26 protein-coding genes and 2 riboswitches are annotated in these 23,855 nt (G+C 46.0%); of the genes, 7 read left to right on the top strand and 19 right to left on the bottom strand.

Annotated features, from left to right (window positions below; translation table 11 throughout):
- Positions 1-51: 51 nt before the first annotated feature.
- The 3 genes from QUA43_RS01140 (at position 52) to bicA (ending at position 3,637) form a co-directional block, all read left to right on the top strand.
- Entirely contained in the window at positions 52-522 is a 471-nt protein-coding gene (locus QUA43_RS01140) for a tetratricopeptide repeat protein (protein ID WP_333370285.1), read from the top strand.
- 101 nt (positions 523-623) lie between these two features.
- Positions 624-1,592, top strand: coding sequence for a glycosyltransferase family 2 protein (locus QUA43_RS01135; RefSeq protein ID WP_333370284.1), 969 nt, complete (start codon positions 624-626; stop codon positions 1,590-1,592).
- Positions 1,593-1,963: 371 nt separating this feature from the next.
- Positions 1,964-3,637: a bicarbonate transporter BicA gene (gene bicA / locus QUA43_RS01130; protein ID WP_333370282.1), complete on the top strand. Its 1,674-nt coding sequence runs from the start codon at positions 1,964-1,966 to the stop codon at positions 3,635-3,637.
- Positions 3,638-3,851: 214 nt separating this feature from the next.
- On the opposite strand, the gene QUA43_RS01125 is transcribed toward bicA, so the two are convergent.
- Both QUA43_RS01125 and QUA43_RS01120 read right to left on the bottom strand, forming a co-directional pair.
- Positions 3,852-4,358, bottom strand: a complete 507-nt coding sequence (locus tag QUA43_RS01125; protein ID WP_333370281.1) for a DinB family protein — start codon at positions 4,356-4,358, stop codon at positions 3,852-3,854.
- A 53-nt stretch (positions 4,359-4,411) separates the two neighbouring features.
- Positions 4,412-4,693, bottom strand: a complete 282-nt coding sequence (locus tag QUA43_RS01120) for an antibiotic biosynthesis monooxygenase (protein ID WP_333216526.1) — start codon at positions 4,691-4,693, stop codon at positions 4,412-4,414.
- A 202-nt stretch (positions 4,694-4,895) separates the two neighbouring features.
- Here QUA43_RS01120 and QUA43_RS01115 point away from each other — a divergent pair, with 202 nt between their 5' ends.
- The gene (locus QUA43_RS01115) at positions 4,896-5,594 is read left to right on the top strand and encodes a diacylglycerol/polyprenol kinase family protein (protein ID WP_333370278.1); all 699 of its coding nucleotides are present in this window, start codon (positions 4,896-4,898) and stop codon (positions 5,592-5,594) included.
- Between the two features lie 213 nt (positions 5,595-5,807).
- On the opposite strand, the gene QUA43_RS01110 is transcribed toward QUA43_RS01115, so the two are convergent.
- The 8 genes from QUA43_RS01110 to QUA43_RS01075 all read right to left on the bottom strand — a co-directional run bounded on the left by QUA43_RS01110 (position 5,808) and on the right by QUA43_RS01075 (position 13,072).
- Positions 5,808-6,656 carry an ABC transporter ATP-binding protein gene (locus tag QUA43_RS01110; protein WP_333370276.1) on the bottom strand — a complete coding sequence of 283 codons (849 nt, stop codon included), beginning with the start codon at positions 6,654-6,656 and terminating at the stop codon, positions 5,808-5,810.
- A 250-nt stretch (positions 6,657-6,906) separates the two neighbouring features.
- Positions 6,907-7,773: a methyltransferase domain-containing protein gene (locus QUA43_RS01105; RefSeq protein ID WP_333370274.1), complete on the bottom strand. Its 867-nt coding sequence runs from the start codon at positions 7,771-7,773 to the stop codon at positions 6,907-6,909.
- A gap of 19 nt (positions 7,774-7,792) precedes the next feature.
- Positions 7,793-8,233, bottom strand: coding sequence for a hypothetical protein (locus QUA43_RS01100; RefSeq protein WP_333370272.1), 441 nt, complete (start codon positions 8,231-8,233; stop codon positions 7,793-7,795).
- A 117-nt stretch (positions 8,234-8,350) separates the two neighbouring features.
- Positions 8,351-8,495: riboswitch (cobalamin riboswitch) on the bottom strand.
- 38 nt (positions 8,496-8,533) lie between these two features.
- Complete coding sequence (locus tag QUA43_RS01095) at positions 8,534-9,112, bottom strand: Uma2 family endonuclease (RefSeq protein ID WP_333158317.1); 579 nt, start codon at positions 9,110-9,112, stop codon at positions 8,534-8,536.
- Between the two features lie 166 nt (positions 9,113-9,278).
- Positions 9,279-10,691, bottom strand: a complete 1,413-nt coding sequence (locus QUA43_RS01090; protein ID WP_333370270.1) for an ABC transporter substrate-binding protein — start codon at positions 10,689-10,691, stop codon at positions 9,279-9,281.
- Positions 10,692-11,138: 447 nt separating this feature from the next.
- The gene (gene cbiQ / locus QUA43_RS01085) at positions 11,139-11,939 is read right to left on the bottom strand and encodes a cobalt ECF transporter T component CbiQ (RefSeq protein WP_333370268.1); all 801 of its coding nucleotides are present in this window, start codon (positions 11,937-11,939) and stop codon (positions 11,139-11,141) included.
- 74 nt (positions 11,940-12,013) lie between these two features.
- Positions 12,014-12,346, bottom strand: coding sequence for an energy-coupling factor ABC transporter substrate-binding protein (locus tag QUA43_RS01080; RefSeq protein ID WP_333370266.1), 333 nt, complete (start codon positions 12,344-12,346; stop codon positions 12,014-12,016).
- Positions 12,347-12,349: 3 nt separating this feature from the next.
- Positions 12,350-13,072 carry an energy-coupling factor ABC transporter permease gene (locus tag QUA43_RS01075; RefSeq protein ID WP_333370348.1) on the bottom strand — a complete coding sequence of 241 codons (723 nt, stop codon included), beginning with the start codon at positions 13,070-13,072 and terminating at the stop codon, positions 12,350-12,352.
- Positions 13,073-13,133: 61 nt separating this feature from the next.
- Positions 13,134-13,280, bottom strand: a riboswitch (cobalamin riboswitch).
- A gap of 169 nt (positions 13,281-13,449) precedes the next feature.
- Between QUA43_RS01075 and QUA43_RS01070 the strand changes: the two genes are divergently transcribed.
- Positions 13,450-14,190: a Uma2 family endonuclease gene (locus tag QUA43_RS01070; RefSeq protein ID WP_333370264.1), complete on the top strand. Its 741-nt coding sequence runs from the start codon at positions 13,450-13,452 to the stop codon at positions 14,188-14,190.
- Positions 14,191-14,438: 248 nt separating this feature from the next.
- Positions 14,439-16,013: an FAD-dependent oxidoreductase gene (locus tag QUA43_RS01065; RefSeq protein WP_333370262.1), complete on the top strand. Its 1,575-nt coding sequence runs from the start codon at positions 14,439-14,441 to the stop codon at positions 16,011-16,013.
- A gap of 21 nt (positions 16,014-16,034) precedes the next feature.
- Here the strand turns inward: QUA43_RS01065 and QUA43_RS01060 are convergent, their stop codons facing one another.
- The 5 genes from QUA43_RS01060 to QUA43_RS01040 all read right to left on the bottom strand — a co-directional run bounded on the left by QUA43_RS01060 (position 16,035) and on the right by QUA43_RS01040 (position 19,512).
- Complete coding sequence (locus QUA43_RS01060) at positions 16,035-16,175, bottom strand: hypothetical protein (protein WP_333370260.1); 141 nt, start codon at positions 16,173-16,175, stop codon at positions 16,035-16,037.
- 331 nt (positions 16,176-16,506) lie between these two features.
- Complete coding sequence (locus QUA43_RS01055) at positions 16,507-16,632, bottom strand: DUF2834 domain-containing protein (RefSeq protein WP_333370258.1); 126 nt, start codon at positions 16,630-16,632, stop codon at positions 16,507-16,509.
- 129 nt (positions 16,633-16,761) lie between these two features.
- The gene (locus QUA43_RS01050) at positions 16,762-16,980 is read right to left on the bottom strand and encodes a DUF2834 domain-containing protein (RefSeq protein ID WP_333370256.1); all 219 of its coding nucleotides are present in this window, start codon (positions 16,978-16,980) and stop codon (positions 16,762-16,764) included.
- A 57-nt stretch (positions 16,981-17,037) separates the two neighbouring features.
- Positions 17,038-19,170, bottom strand: coding sequence for a pentapeptide repeat-containing protein (locus QUA43_RS01045; protein WP_333370254.1), 2,133 nt, complete (start codon positions 19,168-19,170; stop codon positions 17,038-17,040).
- Between the two features lie 15 nt (positions 19,171-19,185).
- Complete coding sequence (locus QUA43_RS01040; RefSeq protein ID WP_333370253.1) at positions 19,186-19,512, bottom strand: hypothetical protein; 327 nt, start codon at positions 19,510-19,512, stop codon at positions 19,186-19,188.
- A 97-nt stretch (positions 19,513-19,609) separates the two neighbouring features.
- Here QUA43_RS01040 and QUA43_RS01035 point away from each other — a divergent pair, with 97 nt between their 5' ends.
- Positions 19,610-20,059 (top strand): hypothetical protein, encoded by a 450-nt coding sequence (locus QUA43_RS01035; RefSeq protein WP_333370251.1) that lies wholly within the window; start codon positions 19,610-19,612, stop codon positions 20,057-20,059.
- Between the two features lie 102 nt (positions 20,060-20,161).
- On the opposite strand, the gene QUA43_RS01030 is transcribed toward QUA43_RS01035, so the two are convergent.
- The 4 genes from QUA43_RS01030 to folK form a co-directional block, all read right to left on the bottom strand.
- Positions 20,162-20,809: a Uma2 family endonuclease gene (locus QUA43_RS01030; protein ID WP_333370248.1), complete on the bottom strand. Its 648-nt coding sequence runs from the start codon at positions 20,807-20,809 to the stop codon at positions 20,162-20,164.
- 113 nt (positions 20,810-20,922) lie between these two features.
- Positions 20,923-22,374: an FAD-binding domain-containing protein gene (locus QUA43_RS01025; RefSeq protein ID WP_333370346.1), complete on the bottom strand. Its 1,452-nt coding sequence runs from the start codon at positions 22,372-22,374 to the stop codon at positions 20,923-20,925.
- Positions 22,375-22,523: 149 nt separating this feature from the next.
- Entirely contained in the window at positions 22,524-23,072 is a 549-nt protein-coding gene (locus QUA43_RS01020; RefSeq protein WP_333205604.1) for an NUDIX hydrolase, read from the bottom strand.
- Positions 23,073-23,255: 183 nt separating this feature from the next.
- Complete coding sequence (gene folK / locus QUA43_RS01015) at positions 23,256-23,744, bottom strand: 2-amino-4-hydroxy-6-hydroxymethyldihydropteridine diphosphokinase (RefSeq protein ID WP_333370246.1); 489 nt, start codon at positions 23,742-23,744, stop codon at positions 23,256-23,258.
- Between the last annotated feature and the right edge of the window lie 111 nt (positions 23,745-23,855).

The following is a 23,855-nucleotide window of genomic DNA, read 5'->3' as shown; positions in this document are numbered from 1 at the left end:
CGCCAAGCGATAAAATTGATTGATAAAATCTTTTTAACAATCTTCGCACCTATGGACGAATTATCTGTTAAGGCGCTGCTGGAAGACTTGAAAAAGTCCGACGAAATTGTTCGCGATCGGGCAACTACAGAACTCTGGCGCACTTGGTTTAACCAGAAGGGTGAGTATGGGATGCAAATTCTCAGGCGATCGCAAGTTTCGCTGGATGCAGGCGATGTTCACCACGCTTTGGATTTGCTGACGAAATTGATTGCGGAAGCGCCGGATTTTGCGGAAGCTTGGAACCGACGCGCCGTACTTCACTATACTCAAGGAAATTATAAAAAGTCGATCGACGACTGCCAAATTGTCCTCAAACTGAACCCGGTGCATTTTGGGGCGTTGCACGGTCTGGGTTTGTGCTACGCTGCCTTGGGAGAATACCTCAATGCTATTCAAGCTTTTCGTCGCGCTTTGGAAATTCAACCGTTTGCTTTGGTGAATCAAAAGTTAATTCTAGAATGTACGGCTCGTTTAAATTAAAATACATTGGGCATTGGGCATTGGGCATTGGGCATTGGTGGTTTATTTCCCTGGACTGAAGTGCGAATTTTTTCCACAATTTCAAATCTAAAATAGTCGTAGTGCCGAAAATTAGTGTTTGCATTCCTACTTGCAATCGAGTCCATTTGCTAGCTAGTGCGATCGCCAGCGTGCTAGCTCAAACTTATACAGATTTTGAATTAATTATCTGTGATGACGGTTCTACTGACAGCACTCCTCTGTTGATGTCGGAATTTGTCGTAGCTTGCGGGGCGGGACGCCATCGCGGAATTCGCTACATTCGCCACCCGCAGAATATCGGCAAGAGTAATAATATGCGATCGGGCTTTGCGGCGGCAAGGGGCGAATATTTTATCAAGTTTGACGATGACGATCGCCTGAGCGCGCAATTTCTAGAGCGGACATCGGCTATTTTAGATAAAGACCCCAGCATTGATTTTGTCAGTACCGATCACTGGGTGATCGACATTAACAATTATATTGACGAAAGCCAGACGAAACTCAATTCGCAGCGGTGGGGCCGCACCGAGTTGTCGGCGGGAATTATTGAAGATTTGCTATCGGCAGTTTTTCTCAGACAAAGTTTGCAAATAGGGGCGACTTTGTTTCGGCGGCGCGCGCTGGAAGAAGTCGGATTTCTGCGGCCGAATTTGCAAAATTGCGAAGATAACGATTTGTTTGTGAGACTTGCGATTGCGGGCAAAAAGTGCTATTACTTGCCGGAGCTGTTGATGGAGTATCGAGTTCATGCAGGACAGCAAGGAGTCGATCGGGCAATTCCGTATTTAAGCGATAAATTGCGCTATTTAACCGGCTACGAGTTTGAGTCGGAGAAGTTGGAAACTGTCAGGCTCAAAAGGATTGCCGAAACTCAATTAGCGTTAGGCTTGCGGCTGATTGAGGTGGGTGAAACTGCAAAAGGGCGCCTGATGGTGCGGGCGGGAAAGTCTGTTTCTGCGGCGAAAATGTGGGCGGGTTTGGGATTGTCGTTGCTGCCCGTCGAGTTGCGTCCCAGGGCGTTTGAGCTTGTGCGAGAGTTGATGAAATAACTATCAATAAGAATTATTAATTCTCAGCAGCGGATAATATATTAATTTTAATTACAGTACGGGGTTTTGTCTGGCCTTGAGATTTGCTCAGATTGTGCTAGAGCAAGAACTTGCCGGGGATTGTTCCGAGAGTTGGCAAAAAATAAAAATTCGATATGACACGTTTTACATTAAATTAAGAAATTAAGAAATACTGAAAAATTAAGTATTTACGAGTTTGACATTGATCGGGCACGAGTACAGACCTTTTTTTGGGTCTGCCCTGCTTGTGTTATCGATCATGCCATTCGAGAAAACTTTGGCCCTGAGACTTGGTGAAGGGCTCAAAGTCAGCATTGTTAAATTCTGTCTAGTTTATTAATGCACCACTCATGTCAATCACTAATCGGATTAGTTTCAATAATCTCCAGGGCGACATCTTCGGCGGTGTCACGGCTGCCATCGTCTCGCTGCCCCTTGCCCTCGCCTTCGGGGTCGCTTCGGGAATCGGGCCGATCGGGGGACTGTACGGTGCCATTTGCGTTGGCTTCTTTGCGGCGCTGTTTGGTGGCACCCCAACACTGATTTCTGAACCCACAGGGCCGATGACTGTGGTGATGACTGCGATCGTCGCATCCCTCACCGCCAGCAATCCCGAACAAGGGCTAGCAATGTCATTTACCGTTGTGATGCTGGCGGGGCTGTTTCAAATCATCTTTGGTATTTTCAAGCTAGGTAAATACGTCACCCTGATGCCCTACAGCGTGATTTCCGGCTTTATGTCGGGAATTGGCGTGATTTTGATCATTCTGCAAATTGCACCGTTTCTGGGTCAAGCCCCTCCCAAGGGCGGTGTTTTGGGCACTTTTATGGCAATTCCGCAGTTGCTGGCAAACGTAAATCCGCCGGAAGCAATTCTGGGTGCCTTGACGGTGGCAATTATTTTCCTGATGCCCAAAAAGCTGAAGAAAATCGTGCCCCCGCAATTGATAGCGCTGATTGTCGGCACGGTAATTTCCATGACTGTGTTTCAGGGCGCGGATATTCGCCGGATTGGGGAAATTCCGGTGGGACTGCCCCCCTTGCAATTGCCGACTTTTTCCGCCGGTCAAATCACGGTGATGTTTGTGGATGCGGTGATGCTGGGGATGCTGGGCTGTATCGATACCTTGCTGACGGCGGTGGTGGCGGACAGTCTGACGCGGACGGAGCACAAGTCGGATAAGGAGTTGATCGGTCAAGGGATTGGCAATATCGTATCGGGTATCTGCGGTGGCTTACCGGGCGCCGGGGCAACGATGGGAACTGTGGTCAATATCCAAACAGGCGCGACTTCGGCGTTGTCGGGTTTAACTCGGGCGTTGGTGTTGCTGGTGGTGGTTTTGGGGGCGGCGAAGTTAACTGAACCGATTCCGATGGCGGTGTTGGCGGGGATTGCGCTGAAGGTGGGGATTGATATCCTTGACTGGAGTTTCCTGAAACGATCGCACAAAGTATCTGTTAAGGGTTCCCTGATCATGTACGGGGTGCTGTTTTTGACGGTGTTTGTGGATCTGATTGTGGCGGTGGGTGTGGGCGTCTTTATTGCCAATATCCTGACTATCGAACGGTTGAGTAGTTTGCAGTCTGCAGGAGTGAAGCTGATTTCCGATACGGATGATGAGGTTCTCCTCAGTCAGGAGGAGAAGCAACTCTTGGATCAGGGTAAGGGGCGCGTGTTGCTGTTCTGCTTGAGCGGCCCGATGATTTTTGGGTTGTCAAAGGCGATCTCCCGCGAACACAATGCTATGAAGGATGCGGATGCTTTGGTGATGGATTTGAGTGCTGTGCCCATGCTGGGGGTGACGGCTTCGCTAGCGATCGAAAATGCGATTCGCGATGCCTGCGATAAGGGTTTGCAGGTTTACATTGTCGGTGCCAGCGAGAAAATTCAGCAGCGCTTGCAGAAGTTGGGATTGTTGGATCTGATCGCGCCAGAGCATGTCATGAGCGATCGTACCGCAGCCTTGCGACAAGCGGTCGCTGTGGCTGACAAGAAAGGAATTCCCTTGGGAGTGCCGGCGTAACAAGGCGCGAATTCGCCAAAATAGTAGTGGTTTAGCAGGAGTGTCCGTTTCTCCTGCTATTTCTATGGCTCGATAGCCCCTTTCCTATCGTTTCCGGTTGCATCAGTATTGTTCAAGTATCCAAACAGTCAGTTGTCCCGAAAGGATAATTTTAGTCAACAGTCAACAGTCAACAGTCAACAGTCAACAATCATCTCGCTCGTGTGTGCAGAAATTATCCCAATGATATAGCGGGTAGCCACGGAATATCTATAACGCCTGCGTCGTAACCAAGTTGTTTGAGCAGTGTGGTAATTTGCCCTCTATGGTGAGTTTGATGATTAAACATATGTGTCACCAAAACCCAAGTCGGTAGCACGCGGCATTTACCATCTACATTGCTTGTGTACTCAAACGGTTGACTCAACCAGTCAGAATTAAGGTGTCTAGACCATTCTATAATTTGCCGATCCGTTGTCTCCCGTTCTGCTCTCAAAACCTCAAATTCAACATAAAGTTCTTCACCGATAACGGTAACAGAAAATGGGTGAAGAGTGAAACGCCCCATCCATGCTTTGTCACCATACAGTAAGTGATTCAAAGTGCCATGAATCGACTTGAAAAAAGCACCCATATCCTGTTTGCGCTGTTCATCAGGAATTGCCGAGCATACAGAATATATTTTTTGGTTCATCCAGCAATTGTACTCGGCCATTAGCTGGTAGTAGCTACCTTCGTACATACTCAAAACTTAACCATCTAGTTTGAACAACTTACATTATACAAATACGTCTTTCACAATACTCCTGACTCTAATTGGTCTAGATAAATAAATTCAGGAGCTTTAACTCCCGCTTCCTCTCTAATTTTAACCAGTGCAGGCGACTCAAAGAACGCTCTTGCATCTGTTGTTGATGTCCACGCGGAGAAATGAACGATTTTGTTGGGTTCATTGTCATACTTCAAGACTTGATAGGAGCGCTCGCCAGCTTCTTTTCGGATGCTTTCAGCACGATCGAATACCTGTTTCCAAGCTTCATAATTTTCTACTTCATGAATAATTAAGACATACTGCATAGTAATTAGATTCTCTGAGCCTCTCAAAACTTCAAACGACTAATTTTATTAGACTAACTCACCTTGTCTCCAAAACCGACCACAGGAGAGCGAGTAAATTATACCGTAGCGACGGTTGAAAATCCTCCCAACACCGAACAGAGCGATCGCGCTTTCCACTAAAGTAGTAAACAGTGCTCCATCTAAGTTTTTCCTAAATATCGTGTCTATATTTGCTGAAATTCCGACTGTGTGGTTGCAAATTTCCCTCGTGGGAGTCTGGCTGGGTGTGATTTTACTGGTAGCTGAGGGCTTAAATCGCTTTACTTCTGTCGATGCTGAAGTATCGCGGAAGGTTGTTCACATCGGTACTGGAAATGTGATTTTGCTGGCTTGGTGGCTGGAAATACCCGGTTGGGTGGGGATTTCGGCGGGAGTTTTAGCAGGCGCGATCGCCCTAATTTCTTACCAAGTTCCGATTTTGCCCAGTCTTAACAGTATCAACCGGAAGAGTTTGGGGACTTTTTTCTATGCTGTTAGTATCAGCGTTCTCGTGGCTTGGTTTTGGCCGCTGCAACATCAGGAATACGCTGCTTTGGGCATTTTAGTCATGACTTGGGGCGACGGATTGGCTGCTGTCATCGGCCAGAAATACGGCAAACATATTTATCGAGTTGGGGGAATTCAGAAAAGTTGGGAAGGTTCTGCAACTATGTATTTGGTGAGTTTTGCTGTTAGCAGTTTGATTTTGCTGGCGGTTCAAGGCGCAGTTTGGCAAACTTGGGCTGTGTCGGCTGTTGTAGCTTTAGTTGCTGCTACTTTGGAGTCAGTTTCCAAGCTGGGAATTGACAATCTGACTGTGCCGATCGGCAGTGGGGCGATCGCCTTTTTCCTAAATCAATTTTTAATTGGTAATGTGTAATCTGAACTTCCCACCACGGGGGGGCGTTGCTGGATACAGGTATGAATTCAAGATTTCCCAATTGCTGCTATAAACGGCGTTGCTGAATAGAGGTATGAATTCAAGATTTCCCAATTGCTATAAACCGGCTTGAGGGTGAGTTTTGTAACTTCAAGCGAAAAAGTAATTCATACCGTGCACCAGTAACCCCAATTATCAATTGTCTAAGTTCCGTTAAAGCAGCCGACGTGCTTGTAAAATTTGTTGTTGCCATTGCTCGAAAGCGGGGATTTTTGAGCGATCGTCTGTGGGAAACATCGCCCTTATTTGCTCCATCAGCTCGATCGCCAGCGGTACACCAAGCTGCAATTGTTCCAACACATCCCGCTGAGCAAAAACTGTTTCCGGTGTTCCTTCTAAAATCAATTTTCCTCGATCCATGACAAACACCCAATCAGCCCAGCGGTAGATGAAATCGAGGTCGTGACTTGCTAAAAGGATTGTGGTTCCAGTGCTGTGAATTTGTTGAAGTAAACCGATCAATTGTCGGGTGTGACGCGGATCGAGATAGGCGGTAGGTTCATCTAACAGCAGCAGTTTCGGTTTGAGAACCATGATATCGGCGATGGAAACCCGCTTTTTCTGCCCCAAACTGAGATTGTGAATTGGTTCGCGGGCGAGTTCGCTTAGATCGAATTGCTCGATCGCCTGCTGTACCTGTTGAGCTATTTCGGATTCTCTCAAGCCTAAATTGTACAATCCATAGGAAATATCTTCTTCTACCGTCGAAGCTACTAATTGATGTTCGGGATTTTGAAAGACGAGTCCGATTTGTTGGCGCAGTTGCATCAAAGATTTGCGATCGTAGCGAAAGGGTTCACCTTGCCAGCTAATGATTCCCTGTTGCGGTTGATATAAGCCATTTGCTAACAGAAAAAATGTGGTTTTGCCACAGCCATTTTGACCGATCAGCCCGCACCGTTTCCCAGCAGGGACTTTGAGATTTAAACCCTGAATTGCCACTCGCGAACCGCAGGGATAGGAGTAGGAAGTGCCAGCGAATTCGAGAATCCATTCAGACATATTTGTTATTTGTTATTTGTTATTTGTTATTTGTTAAGCTAATACGCATTTAAATTGCATGGGAAATAAATTTTCCTTATTGTGGAGTGGGCATCTTGCCCGCCCTCAACATACAATTTAAATCAACAACAGCTTATAGCCTTGTTCCCAGGCTCTGCCTGGGAATAAATACCCGGAGGCTATGCCTCCAATTACCAATTACCGATTACCAATTACCGATTACCGATTACCGATTTCCATTGTATTTGTGTCAGCCTTGATCAGATTTTGATAACTGCCAAAGCTGCATTTCATAACAGAGATGTTGCTCAAAAAGTTGGCTTGCCTCCAATCCTTCAACCACCAACTTCTTGAACCAGCGGCGAAATATCCAGCGCAGGAATTTGTGGACGGGGGGAACTGTGATCGCAATCAAATCTGCAACATAGATCATTGTATTTAGTCCATATCGGCGGAAAGTATCGACATACAAATCGATTGTTGGCAAAATATGGGCGGAAATATCCTCAGTTTTTACTAAAGTGAATCCAGCCTGCTTTAATGCTGCATGAAGTTCCGTAACAACATGACAATTAGAGAACATTCCCTCTTTATAATTAGCATCAGATCGCAGCATATCAGCCAGCAAAACGTAACCGCCCGGATTGAGGATTTTGGCGGCACCGTTAGCAATATCAACAGCCGACATATACTGGCTACTTTCGCTAAAGAGAATAAGATCGTAGAAATGGGTTGCTTTGAAGTCTTCAAACCTCGTGAGGTGGAAGATTGCCCGATCGCCCGTACACTTAAGAAAGCGCTGTTGTTGGAACGGATCGGGTGCGAGCCCTTCCACTGCAAAACCTCGATCGAGCAAATAAGCCGCATTTCCGCCAATCCCGCAGCCCACATCGAGTATCGTATGAGTGCCTTTGGGGATTGCATCCAACAGTTTTACAGTATAAGCTTGCTGAGCTAGGCGCAATCGTGCGATCGTTAGTTCGTCAGCGGGCACAGGTAGGGTTTCCCAATAGCCGTAGTGAAGGTAGGGCGAATCTGTCAGGCCCAAATAGTAATTAAGCGCTGCATTTTGGTAGCGAGTTACCTTGGAAATTTCGATTGATTTTGGCTGCGGCATTCGGAAAATTTAGTAAGTTTTAGGATTTAGGGCAGAGTTGAAATTCTTCCCAGCGCTTGCATACCTGTTCATAGCACTCAACAGGAGAAATTGCCAACTTTTGCAACAAATTGATATCAATCTGACGGTTGGCGATCGACAAAAATATAATTGCTGCCTTGGGTTCGTAGCCAGCAATGATTTGGAGCAGATTTAAAACAGTGTTCTCCTCTATTTCTAGTTGTTGCAAATAAGCAGTCGCGTGCAATTGCGGAATAAATTGCAGATCGTACTTGATAGTATCTACGCTCCAATTCACCGAACCGTTAATGGGAGTATTGATTTTGCAAGCAACCAAGCCTCGTCCTTGATGCAAAAAGCCATTCCAAGCAGTATGTCCGATCGACAAAATATTCTGATGAATAAACAAGTTTTGCCAGTAGCCAAAACTACCCTGCCAAACACTATCTTCGATTCGCATTTTTTTAGTTTCCCGCTGCCTAAAATTTCGTTATTGTCGATCGGGAAACGGAGCACAACAGCAGATTATTTGTAAAAATATTGAACTCACCATCATCCATACCTCGCAGATGAAAAACAACAGGTAAACAAATCGGCGGGCATCCTGACTTAGAGATGCAATGATCTCATTACAGTTGCGGGACAGCGCCGGATTCGCACCGAACTTTCCCCCTTACGTCTGATGTGTGTTTTTCATCAGAGCCGATCGATATATGGAAATATTACCACTATTTGGAACATTTGACAAAAAACCTTCCGCCTATTCACCAAACTCAATATTTTCATACAAATCGGCCAGCGAAATTTCCACAGCAACAGATGTTAAACTCAGCCGATCGCCCATACAGCTATATTCCGAAAAAATCCACTTATTCGCATCAGTTTTAGAATATTGCTCCACCTGTAGCCGATATTGGTCGATTAATAAATACTCCTGAAAACTAGGAATACTGCGATAGGCAGCAAACTTTTCATCGCGGTCATAAGCTTTAGTACCTTTAGACAGCACCTCAGCAATGAGCAGCGGATTGGTAATTGTATCCGTCCGTCCAGATTGCAGCTCTATCGGGCGCGCTACCACCATCACATCCGGGTAAGTATAATTATTAAGCTGCGGAACCCAAAGCCGCTGATCCGAACTAAAAGTCCGATATGGTTTCCCTTTTAACGCCAGTTTCAGCGCAACAACTAAATTAGTGGTAATTTCATTGTGATCCGGTGTGCCGCCAGCCATCAGAACAATCTCCCCATTGATAAATTCATGCCGATCCTGAGAATTGATTTCCAATTCTAGATATTCCTCAGCGGTGTAGGTTTTGGTTTCAACTTGCGCGATCATACACAACGCTCTCCTTTAATCTACTCATTTCATTTTATCTTAAAAATCGTTAATAAACAGGCCGGGGCGGGTTTATGAAATTGTCGGTTTTCGGCAATTATTGTTAGTGAACCCGCCCCTACAGGAATCACGGTCGATCGACAAGACATGATATTACTTAACAAAGTTACCGCAACGGGACGAAGTTATAGCCAGTGCTTCCTCCTTGTTTAACTTGCACTAAAATCGGCTTACCAGCCCGATCGCCCGTGGGCAAAAACTTCACATCCTCGCTTGAACCTGCTGCCGAAAAACTCGCATTTCTGAGTGCTTGTTGCAATCCTTCCCGCGTATTGCTTTGCCGCAAGCCAGCGATCACAGCTTGAGTCGCGTCAAAACTCGTTGCTGTTCGCCAATTCACAATGCCTCCCCAACGCTGGCGGGCATTTTCTGGGAAACGGCTACCGGGATTAGTTTCAGGATGCCAGGGAACGGGCAAAACAAGCCCGTCAACGTCTTTTTGTCCGTCTTTTAAAGTTTGAAAGGTGTAGAGCGTAGTGCTGCCGTAGAGTGGCAATTTGCCTCGATTACTGCGAGCCAGAGAAATCGCACGGTCAATGCGATCGATGTGGGGTGCTACCATCAATCCTTGTGCACCTTTGCTGACAGCATCGGCGATCGCACTTTCGGGATTAAAAGAGGGTAATGAAAAGTCGCAAACAGTAGGAACTAATTTGCCGCCAGCAGCAGTAAGAGATGCTACAAATTCATCTTTAAATGATATGTTATCCGGTGCTTGGGAGTCATAACAAATGGCAATATTAGTTTGGCCTGCTGTTTTGACTGCATATTCTGCTAAAGGAGCAGCCATTAAGCTAATATTGGGTACTGTCCGAAATATGTAGCTGCCAAATCCTGATAGATTATTGGCAAAGCTCGTCGGTGTAACCATTACCAGTTTTTCTTGCTGATAGATCGGAGCAGCTTCGAGAGATGCGTTGCTAGCATTGTGTCCAATTACTCCTAGTATACTCGGATCTTTTGTCAATGTCCTTGCAACTTCTCTGACAACCTCTTGACTGTTGTCATCGTTGACAATTTCTACTTGCAGTTTTGCCCCGTTTATGCCACCGCTAGTATTGACTTCATCCTGAGCTTGGGCAACACCTCGAAGGATTTCTTGGGCGACATTGGGGTTGCTACCAATGGGGACGCTGACAGCAATTTTCAAGTAAGAACCATTGCTTGCTTTGGAATTATTCAAATAAATAATGGTTTCCGGATCGTTGCGATTTTGTTGCAGCGATTTCTCAAAATATTCGGCGGCAGCTTGGTAATTACCCTCAGCAAAAGCTTGAGTTCCTGCTTGTTTGGCTGCTGTTGTTTGGGAGGCTACTAATATTTGGTTTCCTAAACTGATGCGATTTGCGATCGTTCCGGGTGCGATCGTTGCAGGTGTAGATGTAGATGTAGGTGTATTTGAAGTTTGGGCTTTCAATAAACCGGGAAGGAACTTGTATGCGCCAAACCCAATTAAGCCGAGGGCAATAATAAAAACAATGGGCGGCGGGCTGTTTTTTTTGTTAGTATCTTGATACATGATTTTTTCTCTTTATTTTGATACTGTTATTATTCATTCAATTACTGTTTACGTCAATTCATATAATTCATTAATTAAGTTCATAAAAGTCATATTTGTAATAGCTGTTGCAGGAAGTGCGATCGCCCTTATGCAAATCCGGCCCGCTAAACTAACGAGAATAGGAGAATTATCAACAATAGTCGTGGACGCGCGGGTAGTCAGAAACCGGGTTTTTGGCGAGAATACTTGGTTACAACCCGCAGATTCAGTAAAAACCCGGTTTCTTTGCTTGTGATGCGTAAGTCTCGTTGATATTAACCACCGCCACTAATCGTGAATATAATGCAGGACTTACCCACTCCGACCAAAGAAACCGGGTTTTATTACGAAAAGACACGTTATAGCTCGCAGGTTCGGTAAAAAACCCGGTTTCTGGCCCCCATTCGTCCAGAAATAACAATAAATTTAGCGTTGAAATACCACACTTAACAAAGTTAAAACCGTGCAACCAAACAAAGCTTCTAATGTATATCTTCGCGAAGGTTTGTAAGGGTAAGAATTCCAAACGCGCAGTTCTCCATTAAAGCCCCGTGACGCTAAACTCAACGAAACTTGACGGTAGTTTTCCAAAGTTCGCTGAAGCAATTGCCCGATTAAAATGCTTAAACTACGCATTCCTAGTTTCCAAGTGCGGTAGCCGCAGCGGGAGTTTTGGGCAATCCAAAGTTCATCGGCGATCGCCAATAAGCTAAAAATAAACCGATACATTAGTAATAGCAGTTCTGTGACCAACTCTGGACAGCGTAATTGTCTGAGAATTTGCAAGATTTCGGTAAATGGAACTGTCAAGAGGATGAAATACATACAACTTGTCGATGCGAAGGCGCGGGCAAATAGCAAGCTCACTTGGTATATTCCAGTGCGACTCACATACAGATAAAAAGTGCCGATGCTAATGCCCCAACCTTGCCAAATATCCCACTGAATTTCCTGGATTTGACTTAACTCAACCGCACCCATCGCCAAAGCAGGCAAACTTGTCAGCAAAAACATCAACGGTAGCGACAGCAACCGCAAATACAGTTTCCCCGGAATACCCGCATAGACGACGATCCAGACGGCCAACCAAAGGGCGATCGACAATTGGACGATCGCCCCAGAAACTAGAGACAGAATTAACAGGGCGATCGCAAAGGATAACTTGTGACTTGGCGGCAATCCCCGCAAGCGATTTGTATAAGCCAGACTATCAATCTGATGATTCATTCCAAAGTCTTCCAGTCCGCGCAGGCGGACTTTGTATGTGTAGAAGCGAATTCTATTCGCCGTTTATTCGCCATTTATTCCGACGGCGATTCATCATCAGATTTATGAGATTCCGTGCGTCCCTTATAAAGCCCGATCGCGTAGCCAATTACGCCAGCCCCTAGCGCTGCTTGAGTCGCAAACAGCAAACTTTCAATTTCTCCGCTAGCAGGCTCAAAAAAGTGGTTAAACCAAGGTTGATAGTCCGGTTGAATTTCCGTAATCGCTTTCTCAGCTTCCCCATCCGCTCCGCCGTATTCACCCCGGACAAAAACTAGGGGAATAACGGCAAGCGCGATAACAGCAATTACCAACATCCAATTTTGTTGTGAAGTAGCTTGCTGATTTCTTGTGTTTTTTTGACTCATGGCTTATGACTCCTGTCTCATCAATAACTTGAGAGTTTTTAGCTCTTGCTGCCCGTAAGAATGCAGCCAATTCCAGACCAATACAGTCAGCAATCCCTCACTAATCGCAAGGGGTACTTGAGTGATAGCAAAGATGCCAGCAAACTTGAGAAACGAAGCCATAAAACCGCCACTTGCTGCGGGGAAAGCTAATGCCAACTGAATCGAAGTAACCACGTAAGTCAGCAAATCTGCCAAAGCCGCCGCACAAAAAATTGCCGCCCGTTGCCTGCCAGTTCGCAACAGCAATTTATAGATAAAATACGCAGCAAAAGGGCCAACAATCGCCATCGAAAACATATTAGCTCCCAGCGTTGTCAGCCCACCATGCGCTAACAGTAACGTTTGAAACAGCAGAACTAAAGCCCCCAGTACAGCCATCACCGAAGGGCCGAACAAAATTGCACCCAAACCGGTACCCGTTGGGTGAGAACAACTCCCCGTTACCGAGGGAATTTTTAAAGCAGAAAGTACAAAAGTAAACGCACCGGCTAAAGCTAGCAATAGTTTAAGTTCCGGGTGTTCTTTTGTAATACGAGTAATTGAGCGCAAACCTACTGCAAAAAAAGGCAGCGCCACAATCCACCAAAACGCAGCCCATTGCACCGGCAAAAAACCTTCCGAAATGTGCATAGCTGCGGCGGGCGTTGCCGTGCCCAGGACAATATAACAACTCAAGCCAGCCATCAATCCCAAGCTGACCAATTTCCGATTTCTGGCCTTCACACTGAACCTCGCAGATGAGACTATGTAAACTAACACATCGGCGGGCATCCTGACTCAGAAAGCGACAAAACTCTCATTACAGTTGCGGGACAGCGCCGGACTTACACCGAACTTTCCCCGTTTCCTCTAACGGCTGCTCCCCATTAGAACCGACTGGTTAGACATAGTTTAGTCGATCGCGTAAGTCTCAGCAAATATTTTACAAAAATTCATTCAGCTCAACTCAGTCGAGATTACCGATCATCTTCTCTTCTTTCGCGTCTTCGCGGTTCGTTCCATAAATACTATCGCTCAACAAATCAACGGTATAATATTAATGAGTTTTGAGGAAAGCCGCCATGTTAGATTACAAATTTCCGAGGCACTGGCCCTCAGCCGATGAACTACCAGACTCAGATGAAACGCCTGTGGATAACGAACTGCAAGAACTAATACCAGGGTTGTTAAAAGCAATATTGCTCATACTTTGGGCAGAACGCATGGACTGGTTTTTTGGCATAGATATGGGTATTTATCATCACCCCGATAAACCTCCCATTGTGCCCGATGCTTTTTTAAGTTTAGGTGTAGAAAGGTTTTATGATGAAGAATTGCGTCCCAGTTACGTGCTGTGGGATGAAAATGTTCTGCCGACTTTTGTGCTAGAAGTAGTTTCTCCAACTTATCGCAAGGAATACAGCACAAAGTTGGAGGAATATCAAGCTTTAGGCGTACTTTATTACGTCATTTATTCTTCCCGCCGCCGTCGTAAACCTCATTTGGAAGTACACAAGTTAGTCAATGGGAAGTACGAGTTACAGTCAGGAAATCCAGTTTGGATGCCTGAAATTGGTTTGGGGATTGGTTGTGAAAGGGGAAGTTATTCTGGGGTGACAAGGGAGTGGTTGTATTGGTATGATGCCGATGGAAAACGTTATCTGACTCCTGAAGAACAGGTGAAAGAATCAGCGCAGCGCGCCCAACAGGAATCGCAGCGCGCCCAACAGGAATCGCAGCGCGCCGATCGATTGGCCCAACGTTCCGATCGACTAGCTCAGCGATTGCGGGAGTTGGGGATAGATCCTGATAATCTGGGCTGATGGCAGTCAAGAGTACAACACTTACACACTCTTGAGGCTCACAAACCGGGTTTTTTAACCGAGATCGATCGTCCTCAACGAAAGCTTTTCTGGAAAAAACCCAGTTACTGAATCCAGGAATATGTGAATATTTATCGCAAAAATCGGGGAAAATGGGGCTAGATTTGCGAAAAACAGAGAGTTTGACGGCAAACATTGAGCTCCAGCTCGAAAAGATGAAAATCAGGAGAGGTTATTAAATAATGGTCATGGATCTGCGTTCTTACGATGTCATCTGTTTTGGTGATGAAGTTCCAGGAGTTCTAGCTGTTATCTCGGCGGCCAGAGAATATCGTCGCCGCACAAAGCGTTATCCGCGAATTCTGCTGATGTCGAAAGCAAGCTTGCAAGAAGGAATTGGCGGGCATTTGGTAAGAGGCGGTCTTGCTTATTTAGATAGAACTCAGATTAGTGAAGAACTTCAACAATCTTTAAAGTTAGATACCTTTGGTTCACCGGCGACAATCTATAAAGAATTTTTACAAAAATCCGGCGTTAAGGCAATTGCACTTGACTCCCGCAAAGCCAGTGCAGCGCTGAAAGAAATGCTGGTACAAGCTGGGGCAGATCTCCTCAGCAAAGTAGAAATTCAATCAGTCACTAAAGCAGGGCAAAAAATTGCCAGTATAACCACCTCTAAAGGCGTAGTTTATGCCGGCAAGCAATTTATTGATGCCACTGTCAATGCCGAATTAGCTCAAGCTGCCGGCGTGAGAAAGTTGCAGGGATTTGAAACATTGGGTCTGCCTAATTCAGAACTTCCAGTCACCCTCGTTTTTGAAACGCAAGGACTCAGTGCAAGAGCACTGAAAGAATTCGATTATATTTATCTAAAACGCTTCACAAATCTAGCCGATTCAGAGAGTCAAAAATTTTTGCTGTACGCTGCTGGCAAGGATGCCCAACTAGCAGAAGAACTCCGGCGGGAAATGAGGGACACTAAAGGCAATCTCAAAACTCTGTGGGTGGGAAACGATTACATCGATGTTCGGTCGCTGGCTCTGTCTGTAGCGTACCACTCCTTTAGAGGAATAAAGCTATCTTTTCCTGAAACCGGCGTAATTTTAGATCGGGGAAATATAGCAATACTTCCAAATGAAAGACATTCGTGGAATGCGCTTTTATTTGCAGTCACCGCCAGCGAAGCCGAAGCCTTAGCGAAAAGCGGGAGCAAACCCACGGCTAATATGCAAAGAGAGATGTTATTTATTACAACTTGGCTGAGGAGTTTGGGGGCTACTTCTGTTACTTATGCCTCAGAACTTTATATCAGACACGTCGGCAATGTGACGGGAGTTGTAGAACCTTTAACTGGCGCACAAATGCTGTTAGGTGGCGTACCTGCTAATGAGGCACTGGGAACATTTAGCTATCATTTTGATATCCGCGGAGGTATCCAGGGTATTCGCGAGAAAGCAAACAGTCTAGGATGGTTTAAAAGTATGGCTTTTAAAAAGCCTACCTTCAATATTGGCATCCGCCACGCATTAATTAAAAACGTTCCTAACCTGGCAGTGGTCAGTCCGTGTTCTGGATTTGAAGGGTTAGCCTGTTCGGCCGGCAGAATTGTTGAATTCAACGCTGCAGTTGGTCAAGGTGTGGGTATCGCTGCGGTTAATGCGATTCTAAATAACAAAAATCTAGCCGATGTATCTAACCGAGAAGTGAGACAAGTTCTCGCTGAAACAGGTCAGTTACCTAAAATTTTTGGAACTCCAAATAATGGTGAGGCAATGCTATTGGCGCAATTCGAGACTCTTGCCAGTTCGGATGCTATTGCGTAATCTCAATTCCGGTTGCAGTCCTCATGATTGTTGACTGTTGATTGTTGACTGTTGACTGTTGACTGTTGACTGTTGACCGTTGGCTGTTCGCTGTTGACTGTTGACTGTTGGCTGTTGGCTGTTGACTGTTGACTGTTGAGTAAAATTATGCTTTCGGGACAACGGACTTTTTGAACCTTTGAAAAATATCGATACAACCGGAACGATATAATAGCAATTTCTATAAACAATGCAGTAGTAGGTTGGGCAGGGGGAATGATACTCAAGCCAAAAGTTTTGAGCAAAAAATGAGTGAAATTGCTATTAGTATTATGCCACATCGAACGACAACCATTAAGTTGGTTTGTAGTGAGGAATTTAATCCTCATAAAATTCTGAGTAATTCCCTCGTCACTACAAACCTATAACGGTGATTTTACCGGAAATTGTACAATATCTCGATCGCCTGCACCGAATTATTGTGCTGCGTGGCACTAACCTGTTAAGCAACTTTTCAACTTGAGACTTCACTTGATTTTTCCAGCTTGGTTTCCCGCACAAACAAGAAAAGCGGGAATGTACATGAAAACGAAACAAGCAAACTCAGAAGTATGTACACCCCTACAAAACTTATATCCAATCGTTTTGACCGAAAGCATCCAGGATACAAGCCCCCGGATTCATCCGTCCAGAAATAAAAAACCTGTATCTGATAAACAAGCCCCCGAATTTATCCGTGGGGTCAATGCTTCAATCGAAAATCTAAAATCTAAAATCTAAAATCGATTGACTCAGCGTACATCCAAGTGCTTCCGGCTACAGTGGCGATAAACAAATCTAAACTTACCGATTTCGCAGCAAGATTAGCCGAACTTTCGTTTACAAAGTCGAGCAAACCAGCATTGCTAAAAAACTGCAAGTTATAGTACCAAGGCAATACAAGCCCCAGAATTGCTAGGATGAGATAAATGATTCGCTTAACGCTCATAATTACCCTACCTGTTCTTCGATCAACTGTATTACCCTACTCGTTAACAACCCATCCTTACTTCTTCTGCGGGCACTTCGGATGAATCCCCCCCTGCAAACAGATGTAAGCAATTTGACTTTTATCTAAATTCTTAGCCTCCCCAAAATCAACTCCTTGGAATCGACCCGATTTACTACCAGTCGGACTTTGAATAAATTGATCCGGAGCTGTTTTCCCCAGAAACACAGCGCCTTTAAAATCCGCTCCTGCTAAATTCGCGCCCCTAAAATCAACCGAACTCACCTCCGCATTCCGCAAATTAGCATCTTGCAACCGAGCATCTTTGAAATTCACGTTGGTGAGTTTAGTCGATGTCAAATCGGCTTTTTGTAAGTTAGCACCGCTCAAATCAGCACCGGACAAATCAGCACCTTGCCATTCCGATTTAGACAAATTTGTCAAGGACAACTGAGCGCCTTGAGCCTTCACTTTGCCCAAACGCGCACCTGACAAATCCGCTCCCGACAAATTCGCGCTTCCTATATCTGCCCCGGTAAAACTTGCATTTTTTAACAGTGCTTCCTGCAAATTTGCTCCAATTAAAATAGCACTGCTAAAGTTAGCTGAATTCAAATTGCCGTTTGACAAATTAGCTTTGTTCATGACAGCGCGCACAAAAGTAGTGCGGTTCATTACAGCACTGTTCAAAGACGCCCCGACCAAATTTACTCCTTCCAAATTAGCGCCGCTCAAGTCAGAAATCCAATCGTCAAAGGTACCTGGACGCCTGTCTTCGCCGGTGCCGTAAAAGCGAGATCCCTGCAAGCTGGCATTGGTTAAATTGGCATTTCTCAACTTAATTCCCGACAAGTCAACTTTGTTTAAAACTAAAGTAAACTGAGACGGGCCGGCAGGACTTTGAGCTAAATCCGTGCGGCTGAGATCCGCGCCGTTGAGCTGGCTGCTATACACTGTGAGAATTTTGCCGATCGCCCTTTGTACTGTTCGCTGGCGGGCGGCCGCTAACTCGCGTTCCGGGGCCTTGCCGCCAAAGCGCAGGGAATCGAGGTCGTTGCTGAGGGCTTGATTCAACCGCTGCAACTCAGGCAAAGCTTTCGGCCCGCTACTGACTAAAGCTTGCTGGATCGCGTCCAGCATGGCGCGGTTGTCTTCTTGAGCTAGCAAATCCGCTAGCAGCGGTACGGCGCGGGAGTCTTCCACCGCCCCCAAAGCCAAAATTGCCGATCGCCTGCCGGATGCCCCGCTAGCCGATGCGGGAGACAATTTGCTAACTAAAGCGACAAATAATTCGTCGTTCCGCTGCCGGGAATCCCGCATATTTGCTTGAGTTTGAGTGTAGATGAGAGTGCCGACAAACAAAGTTAAAATCAATCCCGCGCTACCGATGGTAACTATCACTAAAGTGGTGCCTGGGTGTTGGCGCATCCAATTCCACAAACTGGCATTTACTTTCAGGCCACTTTGTGGAGTCACCACCAAAGCCGCAATCTGCGCGTCTTCCTCAGTCCAATCTTGAGTCGGGACAGGAGTGTCAGACAGTTGATGCGATCGAGCGTTGACGACCAAAGTATTCGCTATGCGATCGTGTCCAGATTGGCGTTTGTAGCGCCATGCAAAAGCGCCGTCTGCGAGCACTGCCAAGCCGCTCAACCCCCCTAAAATCAGCAAATCAGGAAACGCACCGCTCAAGCGCCAAATGCCGTAAGCGACGCCCAGAGGCACTCCCCAGCGCCCCAAACTTTCGCGAATTAGCACTTGTCCAAAACCCGGAGGAGTACCCGACGCGGTGACAACTTTGACCCCGAACCAGCGTTTGGGGAGAGTTTGACCGGTTCTGGCGAGCAAAAACAGTTGCCACCCCGCTAAAACAGCCGGTGCCAGCAGCGCCCCTGACCAGAATAGATTAGTTAGGGGTGCGACTCTGGGGCTGCGATCGCGCACGGGTATGCCCAAGGTACGGGCGACGGTTTCGGATGCTGCTGCTACTGAGGAATTGAGCGGCACGGTTTGAGATTCCTGGTTGACCAATGCCCCGATACTGAAGGGAACGAGGGCGCTGGCCGCAATTAACGAAATTTCCACTGCCCAAGCGCCGCACCTGCGAACCAGCAGTGGCATTTGCTTGGATTGTGTTTGCCAAGACGGATCGGGTTGATTGATGCCGCTGGGCGCGGTGGGGTTAGCCATATTTAGAAATTCCTATTATTTGTCGTTAGTATTTGAGGACTGGGGGGAAATTGCCAATTTATACGCTATGTAGATTAGCACTCCGAGAACGGCAAGAGTCATCAGGGCCGAAATTAGCTGTACGATGCTATTGAAGACTGTCAGGACAATTATCGCTCCGACGGCAAAGGCTGCCACCTGTCCCGGTTTGGGGAGTCTTTGAAACTTGTCCAGTAATTGATTGTAGAAGGTTCCGACGGCTTGATAGCTGTCTGGATTTTGTGTGATGAGTGGCGATCGTTCTACTTTCGCTTTTAGTTCTCCGAACGCTTGCTGCCAATTGAAATTATTTTGAGGATTCATAAAAAAATTCGGAAGTTATTTTAGATTAATGTGTTTGGAACCGCCATTATCCTCTACCGTCAAAGAACTAGAACCAAATGCCATTGTGTGAGGAAACATGAAGATCAATTATCCGGGCGATCGCAGCAAACTGTGGTTTAGCTCGATCGTGACCCTAGCCTTGGCAATGATTTTAGCGGATGCCGGTGCCCTTCGGAGCCAACCGCTACAAATTGCTCCGGGATTTCCCGAACCGCTGGGAGTTTCTGGAGTTTCCGGCGGCCCTAACAATAGCGGCGACTGCGGTTTTGTCTCCCAAGCACCGAACCACGTCATCGAAGTAACGCAGGATTTGCCTTACTGGCGGATTGCAGTACAAACCGCTGGAGCTCCGAGTTTGATGATTCAGGGGCCGAGGGGGCGTTTCTGCGTGCTGCCGGCGAATGCTGCTGCGGGGAATGTAGAATTTTCCGGTTATGGGGACAAGGGGACTTATGTTATTTTTGTGGGCGATCGAGCTCAAGGTCAACACCCTTACTCTCTCTCGATTTCCCAAAAGCGAAATTAACAATACAACGGAATTAGGAGGCTGGCTGTCAGAAAATGGCTTTTTGGCGATCGTAAATCAGCCGAATTTCTGACAGCAAGTGCGGGCAATAGGGATTTCATATCAATTTTGTATTTGGTCTTTAACCCACTGGCGAAACAATCTGAGAGTTTGACTCGTCCCCGCGGTTTGGCTTTGTTCGCAATATTGAGAAATAGCTTCAATAATTGGCAACTTGGGAAAGGTCGGACTAATTTCCGATTCAACATATTTCCCATCTTGAAGCACATTAATCAGAAACTTTTTATTTTCATAGCGCCATATTTCAGGTACTCCCAGCGCCTCGTAAGCATCGAGTTGAGTTTTGGAAGTTAGATCGACTTCAATTGCTAAGTCAGGCGGCGGATCTACAGTTAAGTCGATCCGTTTTTTGCCAATCATTAGAGCGTAATTCTGAATGTAAAAGCAGTTGTCAGGTTCAATTCCTTGTAACATACTTTTTCGTTTGAAAGTCGTCGAACCAAAACATTCTCGATCCATTTCAAGTTCTTCGAGTAATATTTTTACCATATCGCCAATGATTTCCTTATTGAATTCATGTTCTGGTAGTGGCATCCTAATCTCCAAAGTTCCTTGACTGTAAGCTATTCTAGAGCCACGGTGTTCTCCCAACTCTTCTAAAATTGCTTCAAATTCCTGCCAGTTGACATCATTGAAAAGCACTCTCTGCCCTGGGGGTACACTGATTTGTTTTAATTGCAGAGTTACCATTTCAACCTCCGATTTATTTAAGTTTATTATAACTGATACCATCTTTTAAGTTGAGGGGTGTACAGCGCCCCTCAACTTAATTTACTGGTAACTATCGCCAAAAATCTAGCTGTCTAATCGGCGTTTTTTTGCTGGTTGTAAAGTTCCTTAAACTTGCGCTGCTGCTCGTTGTGGTCTACGATTGGAGACGGATAATGCAGAAGTCGGCGTTCTAAAGGCGAAATATTTCCTGTTAGCAAAAGTTTAGTATCAACGCGACGCAATTCGGGAACCCAGTGCCGAATATATTCGCCCTCCGGGTCGAATTTTTGAGCTTGACTGGCGGGATTGAATATTCGCAAAGGTTTCGGGTCCATGCCGCTAGATGCGCTCCACTGCCAGCCGCCGTTGTTAGCAGAAAGGTCGCCGTCAATCAATTTTTGCATGAAGTATTTTTCGCCCCACTGCCAGTTAATAATTAAATCTTTGGTGAGGAAACTGGCGACTATCATGCGGCAGCGATTGTGCATCCAACCTGTCTGATTTAACTGCCGCATTGCTGCATCGATAATAGGATAGCCTGTTTTGCCTTTACACCAAGCTTGAAAAAGCTTTTCATCGTTCTCCCACGGAAAGTCTTTGAATGCTTGACGATAGGGGCCGTCTGCTAATTCTGGGAAGTTATATATGGCGTGTTGGTAAAATTCCCGCCATGCTATTTCCTGTTGCCAAGTGCGGATGCTTGTGCACGCTTCTTCGCTGCGGCAAGTTTCCATTACTATCTGGGTAGCTTGCCAAACAGTGCGGATGCCAATTGCACCAAATTTGAGGGCGGCGCTGAGTTGGGATGTGCCGTTAGTTGCGGGGAAATTGCGCTGTCCTTGATATTCGTAAATTGCCCGATCGCAAAATTCTTCTAATTTTTGTTGCGCTGCATCTTCTCCGGGTTCTATTACTAAGGGATTTTCCCAAAGAAATCCCAAACTAGAGGCAGTTGGCACTGTTTCCATTGCACCTGCTTGGTTGGCGAGCTCTTGTTCTTCGGCGGTTAATCCGGTCATTAATTCCAGATAAGTTATCGGCAGTGTCTCTACTGGTTGGGCTTTGGGTTTACTGTTCCATTTTTTCCAAAATGGTGTATAAACGGTGTAGGGAGTCTTTGTACCGCTGCGAATTTCATCTGGGGCGTGCAGGAGTTGATCCCAGAAATTTTGAACTTGAATTCCTGCTTGTTGGAGGGCGTTTGATACGGACTGATCGCGCTGTTTTGCGTAGGGTTCTACATCCCAGTTCCAAAATACTGCTTGAGCATTTATAGCTGTTGCTAATTTCGGTATTCCTAGAATCGGGTCATCTTGAACGATCAGCAATTGGCTGCCTGCTTCGCTGTAACGCGCGGAGAGTTTTTGCAAGCAGCCGATCATGTAGGTGACTCTAGCTGGCGCTACGTCATCCCGATTTAGGATATTGCGATCGAGACAAAAAATCCCGACTACTTTCGGGCTTTGCTGGCGGGCTGCTGCCAGTCCGATGTTGTCAGAAATACGCAAGTCGCGGCGGTGCCAAAATAAAATTAGATTGGATATATCGGACATTCGATTTTAGATTTTAGATTTTAGATTTTAGATTTTACAGTCCTGGACACAAGCGGGTTCAACAACCCGGTTTCTAAGTTAACTTTTATCGGTTTGACGCAGGAATTTTATAAGAAACCGGGTTTGTCTGTCAGTCCTATTTAAGTCAAAAATGGACGGGCTAAGAAAAAGCTAGAAATTGATTTTGCGTCAATTGGTTCCCCAGCTAAGATAGCTTTTTCTAATTCTTCCGGGGTGAATAAAACTGTCTCCATGTCTTCGTCATCGTCTTGTGCGGGCGGCTTTTCCAGTTTTTCCAAATCTTGGGCTAAGAAAGCATAAATGATTTCGTCGGAATAACCGGGGGCGAGAAAAAATTGCCCTAATTTCTGCCATTTTCCGGCGCGATATCCGGTTTCTTCTTCGATTTCGCGTTTGATAGTTTCGGCGGGGCTTTCATTGATTTCGACTGTACCTGCGGGAAATTCTAAAATTCGCCCTTTTGTGGCAAAGCGATATTGGCGTACCAAGACGAGTTTACCTTCGGGTGTGACGGGAACTGCCAGTGCTCCGCCCGGGTGGCGAATACATTCCCACTCGCCTTCGGAACCGTTGGGAAGACGGAGGGTGGCTACGTCAAAGTTAAATTTGCGCCCTTGGTAAAATAGGCGTTGTTTGAGGAGTTGGGGTAGTTCTTGACCGATCGACATAAGCGACAAGCGAATAATGTTAGCATGCACCGATTTAAGACATCATAGGCGATCTCATAGGATTTTAGATTTTAGATTTTAGATTTTAGATGGGGAATGACTGATAACTATCACAGTTTGGAGCTTACCTACGGTTACATTTTTTGGGAAACTGGTACGATCCCCGTGAATTGTACTCAATTTTTACAATGGCAATTTTTGCACTCCGGAACAGTCTGCGGTTTGCAGCAGTTGGGCGATCGCACTTTTCGTCACCGGATGCACCCAATCCGGGGCAATTTCTGCTAAAGGTACTAATACAAAAGCTCTTTCGGTCATCCGGGGATGAGGTAGAGTCAGTGTCGGAGTTTCTAGGATTAAATTGTCGTACAGCAGCAAATCTAGGTCGAGGGTTCTTGGCCCCCATTTTTCTCGGCGAATTCGATTAAATTTTCTCTCAATTTCTAATAATTTTGCTAGCACTTGTTCGGGTTCTAGTGTAACTTCTAGGATTGCACAGCCGTTGATGTAATCGGGTTGGGGCGGCCCGACGGGGGCGGTTTGATACCAGCTTGAATGGGATTTTACTGCGATTTCTGGGGTGTTGTTGAGGGTTACGATCGCGCTAGAGAGTGTGGCGAGGGAGTCGCCTAAGTTGCTACCGAGGGCGATCGCACATTTTGTTAGTTTCATAAAGAAGGAAGAGGGAAGAAGGAAGAAGGAAGAAGGAAGAGGGAAGAGGGAAGAGGGAAGAGGGAAGGCACGACACGGATTTTGACACGGATACACGGATTAATTATCGAG

It is taken from the genome of Microcoleus sp. N9_B4 (genome assembly GCF_036701635.1).
Taxonomy (GTDB): domain Bacteria; phylum Cyanobacteriota; class Cyanobacteriia; order Cyanobacteriales; family Microcoleaceae; genus Microcoleus.
Note: the sequence above shows the minus strand (reverse complement) of the source record. Positions and strands in the feature narration are given on the sequence as shown.

Bases quoted from the DNA above. Each gene is read 5' to 3' on its own strand.
- QUA43_RS01140 (WP_333370285.1), top strand. From the start codon at position 52: ATGGACGAATTATCTGTTAAGGCGCTGCTGGAAGACTTGAAAAAGTCC.
- bicA (WP_333370282.1), top strand. From the start codon at position 1,964: ATGTCAATCACTAATCGGATTAGTTTCAATAATCTCCAGGGCGACATC.
- QUA43_RS01125 (WP_333370281.1), bottom strand. From the start codon at position 4,358: ATGTACGAAGGTAGCTACTACCAGCTAATGGCCGAGTACAATTGCTGG.
- QUA43_RS01120 (WP_333216526.1), bottom strand. From the start codon at position 4,693: ATGCAGTATGTCTTAATTATTCATGAAGTAGAAAATTATGAAGCTTGG.
- QUA43_RS01110 (WP_333370276.1), bottom strand. From the start codon at position 6,656: ATGTCTGAATGGATTCTCGAATTCGCTGGCACTTCCTACTCCTATCCC.
- QUA43_RS01105 (WP_333370274.1), bottom strand. From the start codon at position 7,773: ATGCCGCAGCCAAAATCAATCGAAATTTCCAAGGTAACTCGCTACCAA.
- QUA43_RS01100 (WP_333370272.1), bottom strand. From the start codon at position 8,233: ATGCGAATCGAAGATAGTGTTTGGCAGGGTAGTTTTGGCTACTGGCAA.
- QUA43_RS01095 (WP_333158317.1), bottom strand. From the start codon at position 9,112: ATGATCGCGCAAGTTGAAACCAAAACCTACACCGCTGAGGAATATCTA.
- QUA43_RS01090 (WP_333370270.1), bottom strand. From the start codon at position 10,691: ATGTATCAAGATACTAACAAAAAAAACAGCCCGCCGCCCATTGTTTTT.
- cbiQ (WP_333370268.1), bottom strand. From the start codon at position 11,939: ATGAATCATCAGATTGATAGTCTGGCTTATACAAATCGCTTGCGGGGA.
- QUA43_RS01080 (WP_333370266.1), bottom strand. From the start codon at position 12,346: ATGAGTCAAAAAAACACAAGAAATCAGCAAGCTACTTCACAACAAAAT.
- QUA43_RS01075 (WP_333370348.1), bottom strand. From the start codon at position 13,072: ATGGCTGGCTTGAGTTGTTATATTGTCCTGGGCACGGCAACGCCCGCC.
- QUA43_RS01070 (WP_333370264.1), top strand. From the start codon at position 13,450: ATGTTAGATTACAAATTTCCGAGGCACTGGCCCTCAGCCGATGAACTA.
- QUA43_RS01065 (WP_333370262.1), top strand. From the start codon at position 14,439: ATGGATCTGCGTTCTTACGATGTCATCTGTTTTGGTGATGAAGTTCCA.
- QUA43_RS01050 (WP_333370256.1), bottom strand. From the start codon at position 16,980: ATGAGCGTTAAGCGAATCATTTATCTCATCCTAGCAATTCTGGGGCTT.
- QUA43_RS01045 (WP_333370254.1), bottom strand. From the start codon at position 19,170: ATGGCTAACCCCACCGCGCCCAGCGGCATCAATCAACCCGATCCGTCT.
- QUA43_RS01040 (WP_333370253.1), bottom strand. From the start codon at position 19,512: ATGAATCCTCAAAATAATTTCAATTGGCAGCAAGCGTTCGGAGAACTA.
- QUA43_RS01035 (WP_333370251.1), top strand. From the start codon at position 19,610: ATGAAGATCAATTATCCGGGCGATCGCAGCAAACTGTGGTTTAGCTCG.
- QUA43_RS01030 (WP_333370248.1), bottom strand. From the start codon at position 20,809: ATGGTAACTCTGCAATTAAAACAAATCAGTGTACCCCCAGGGCAGAGA.
- QUA43_RS01020 (WP_333205604.1), bottom strand. From the start codon at position 23,072: ATGTCGATCGGTCAAGAACTACCCCAACTCCTCAAACAACGCCTATTT.
- folK (WP_333370246.1), bottom strand. From the start codon at position 23,744: ATGAAACTAACAAAATGTGCGATCGCCCTCGGTAGCAACTTAGGCGAC.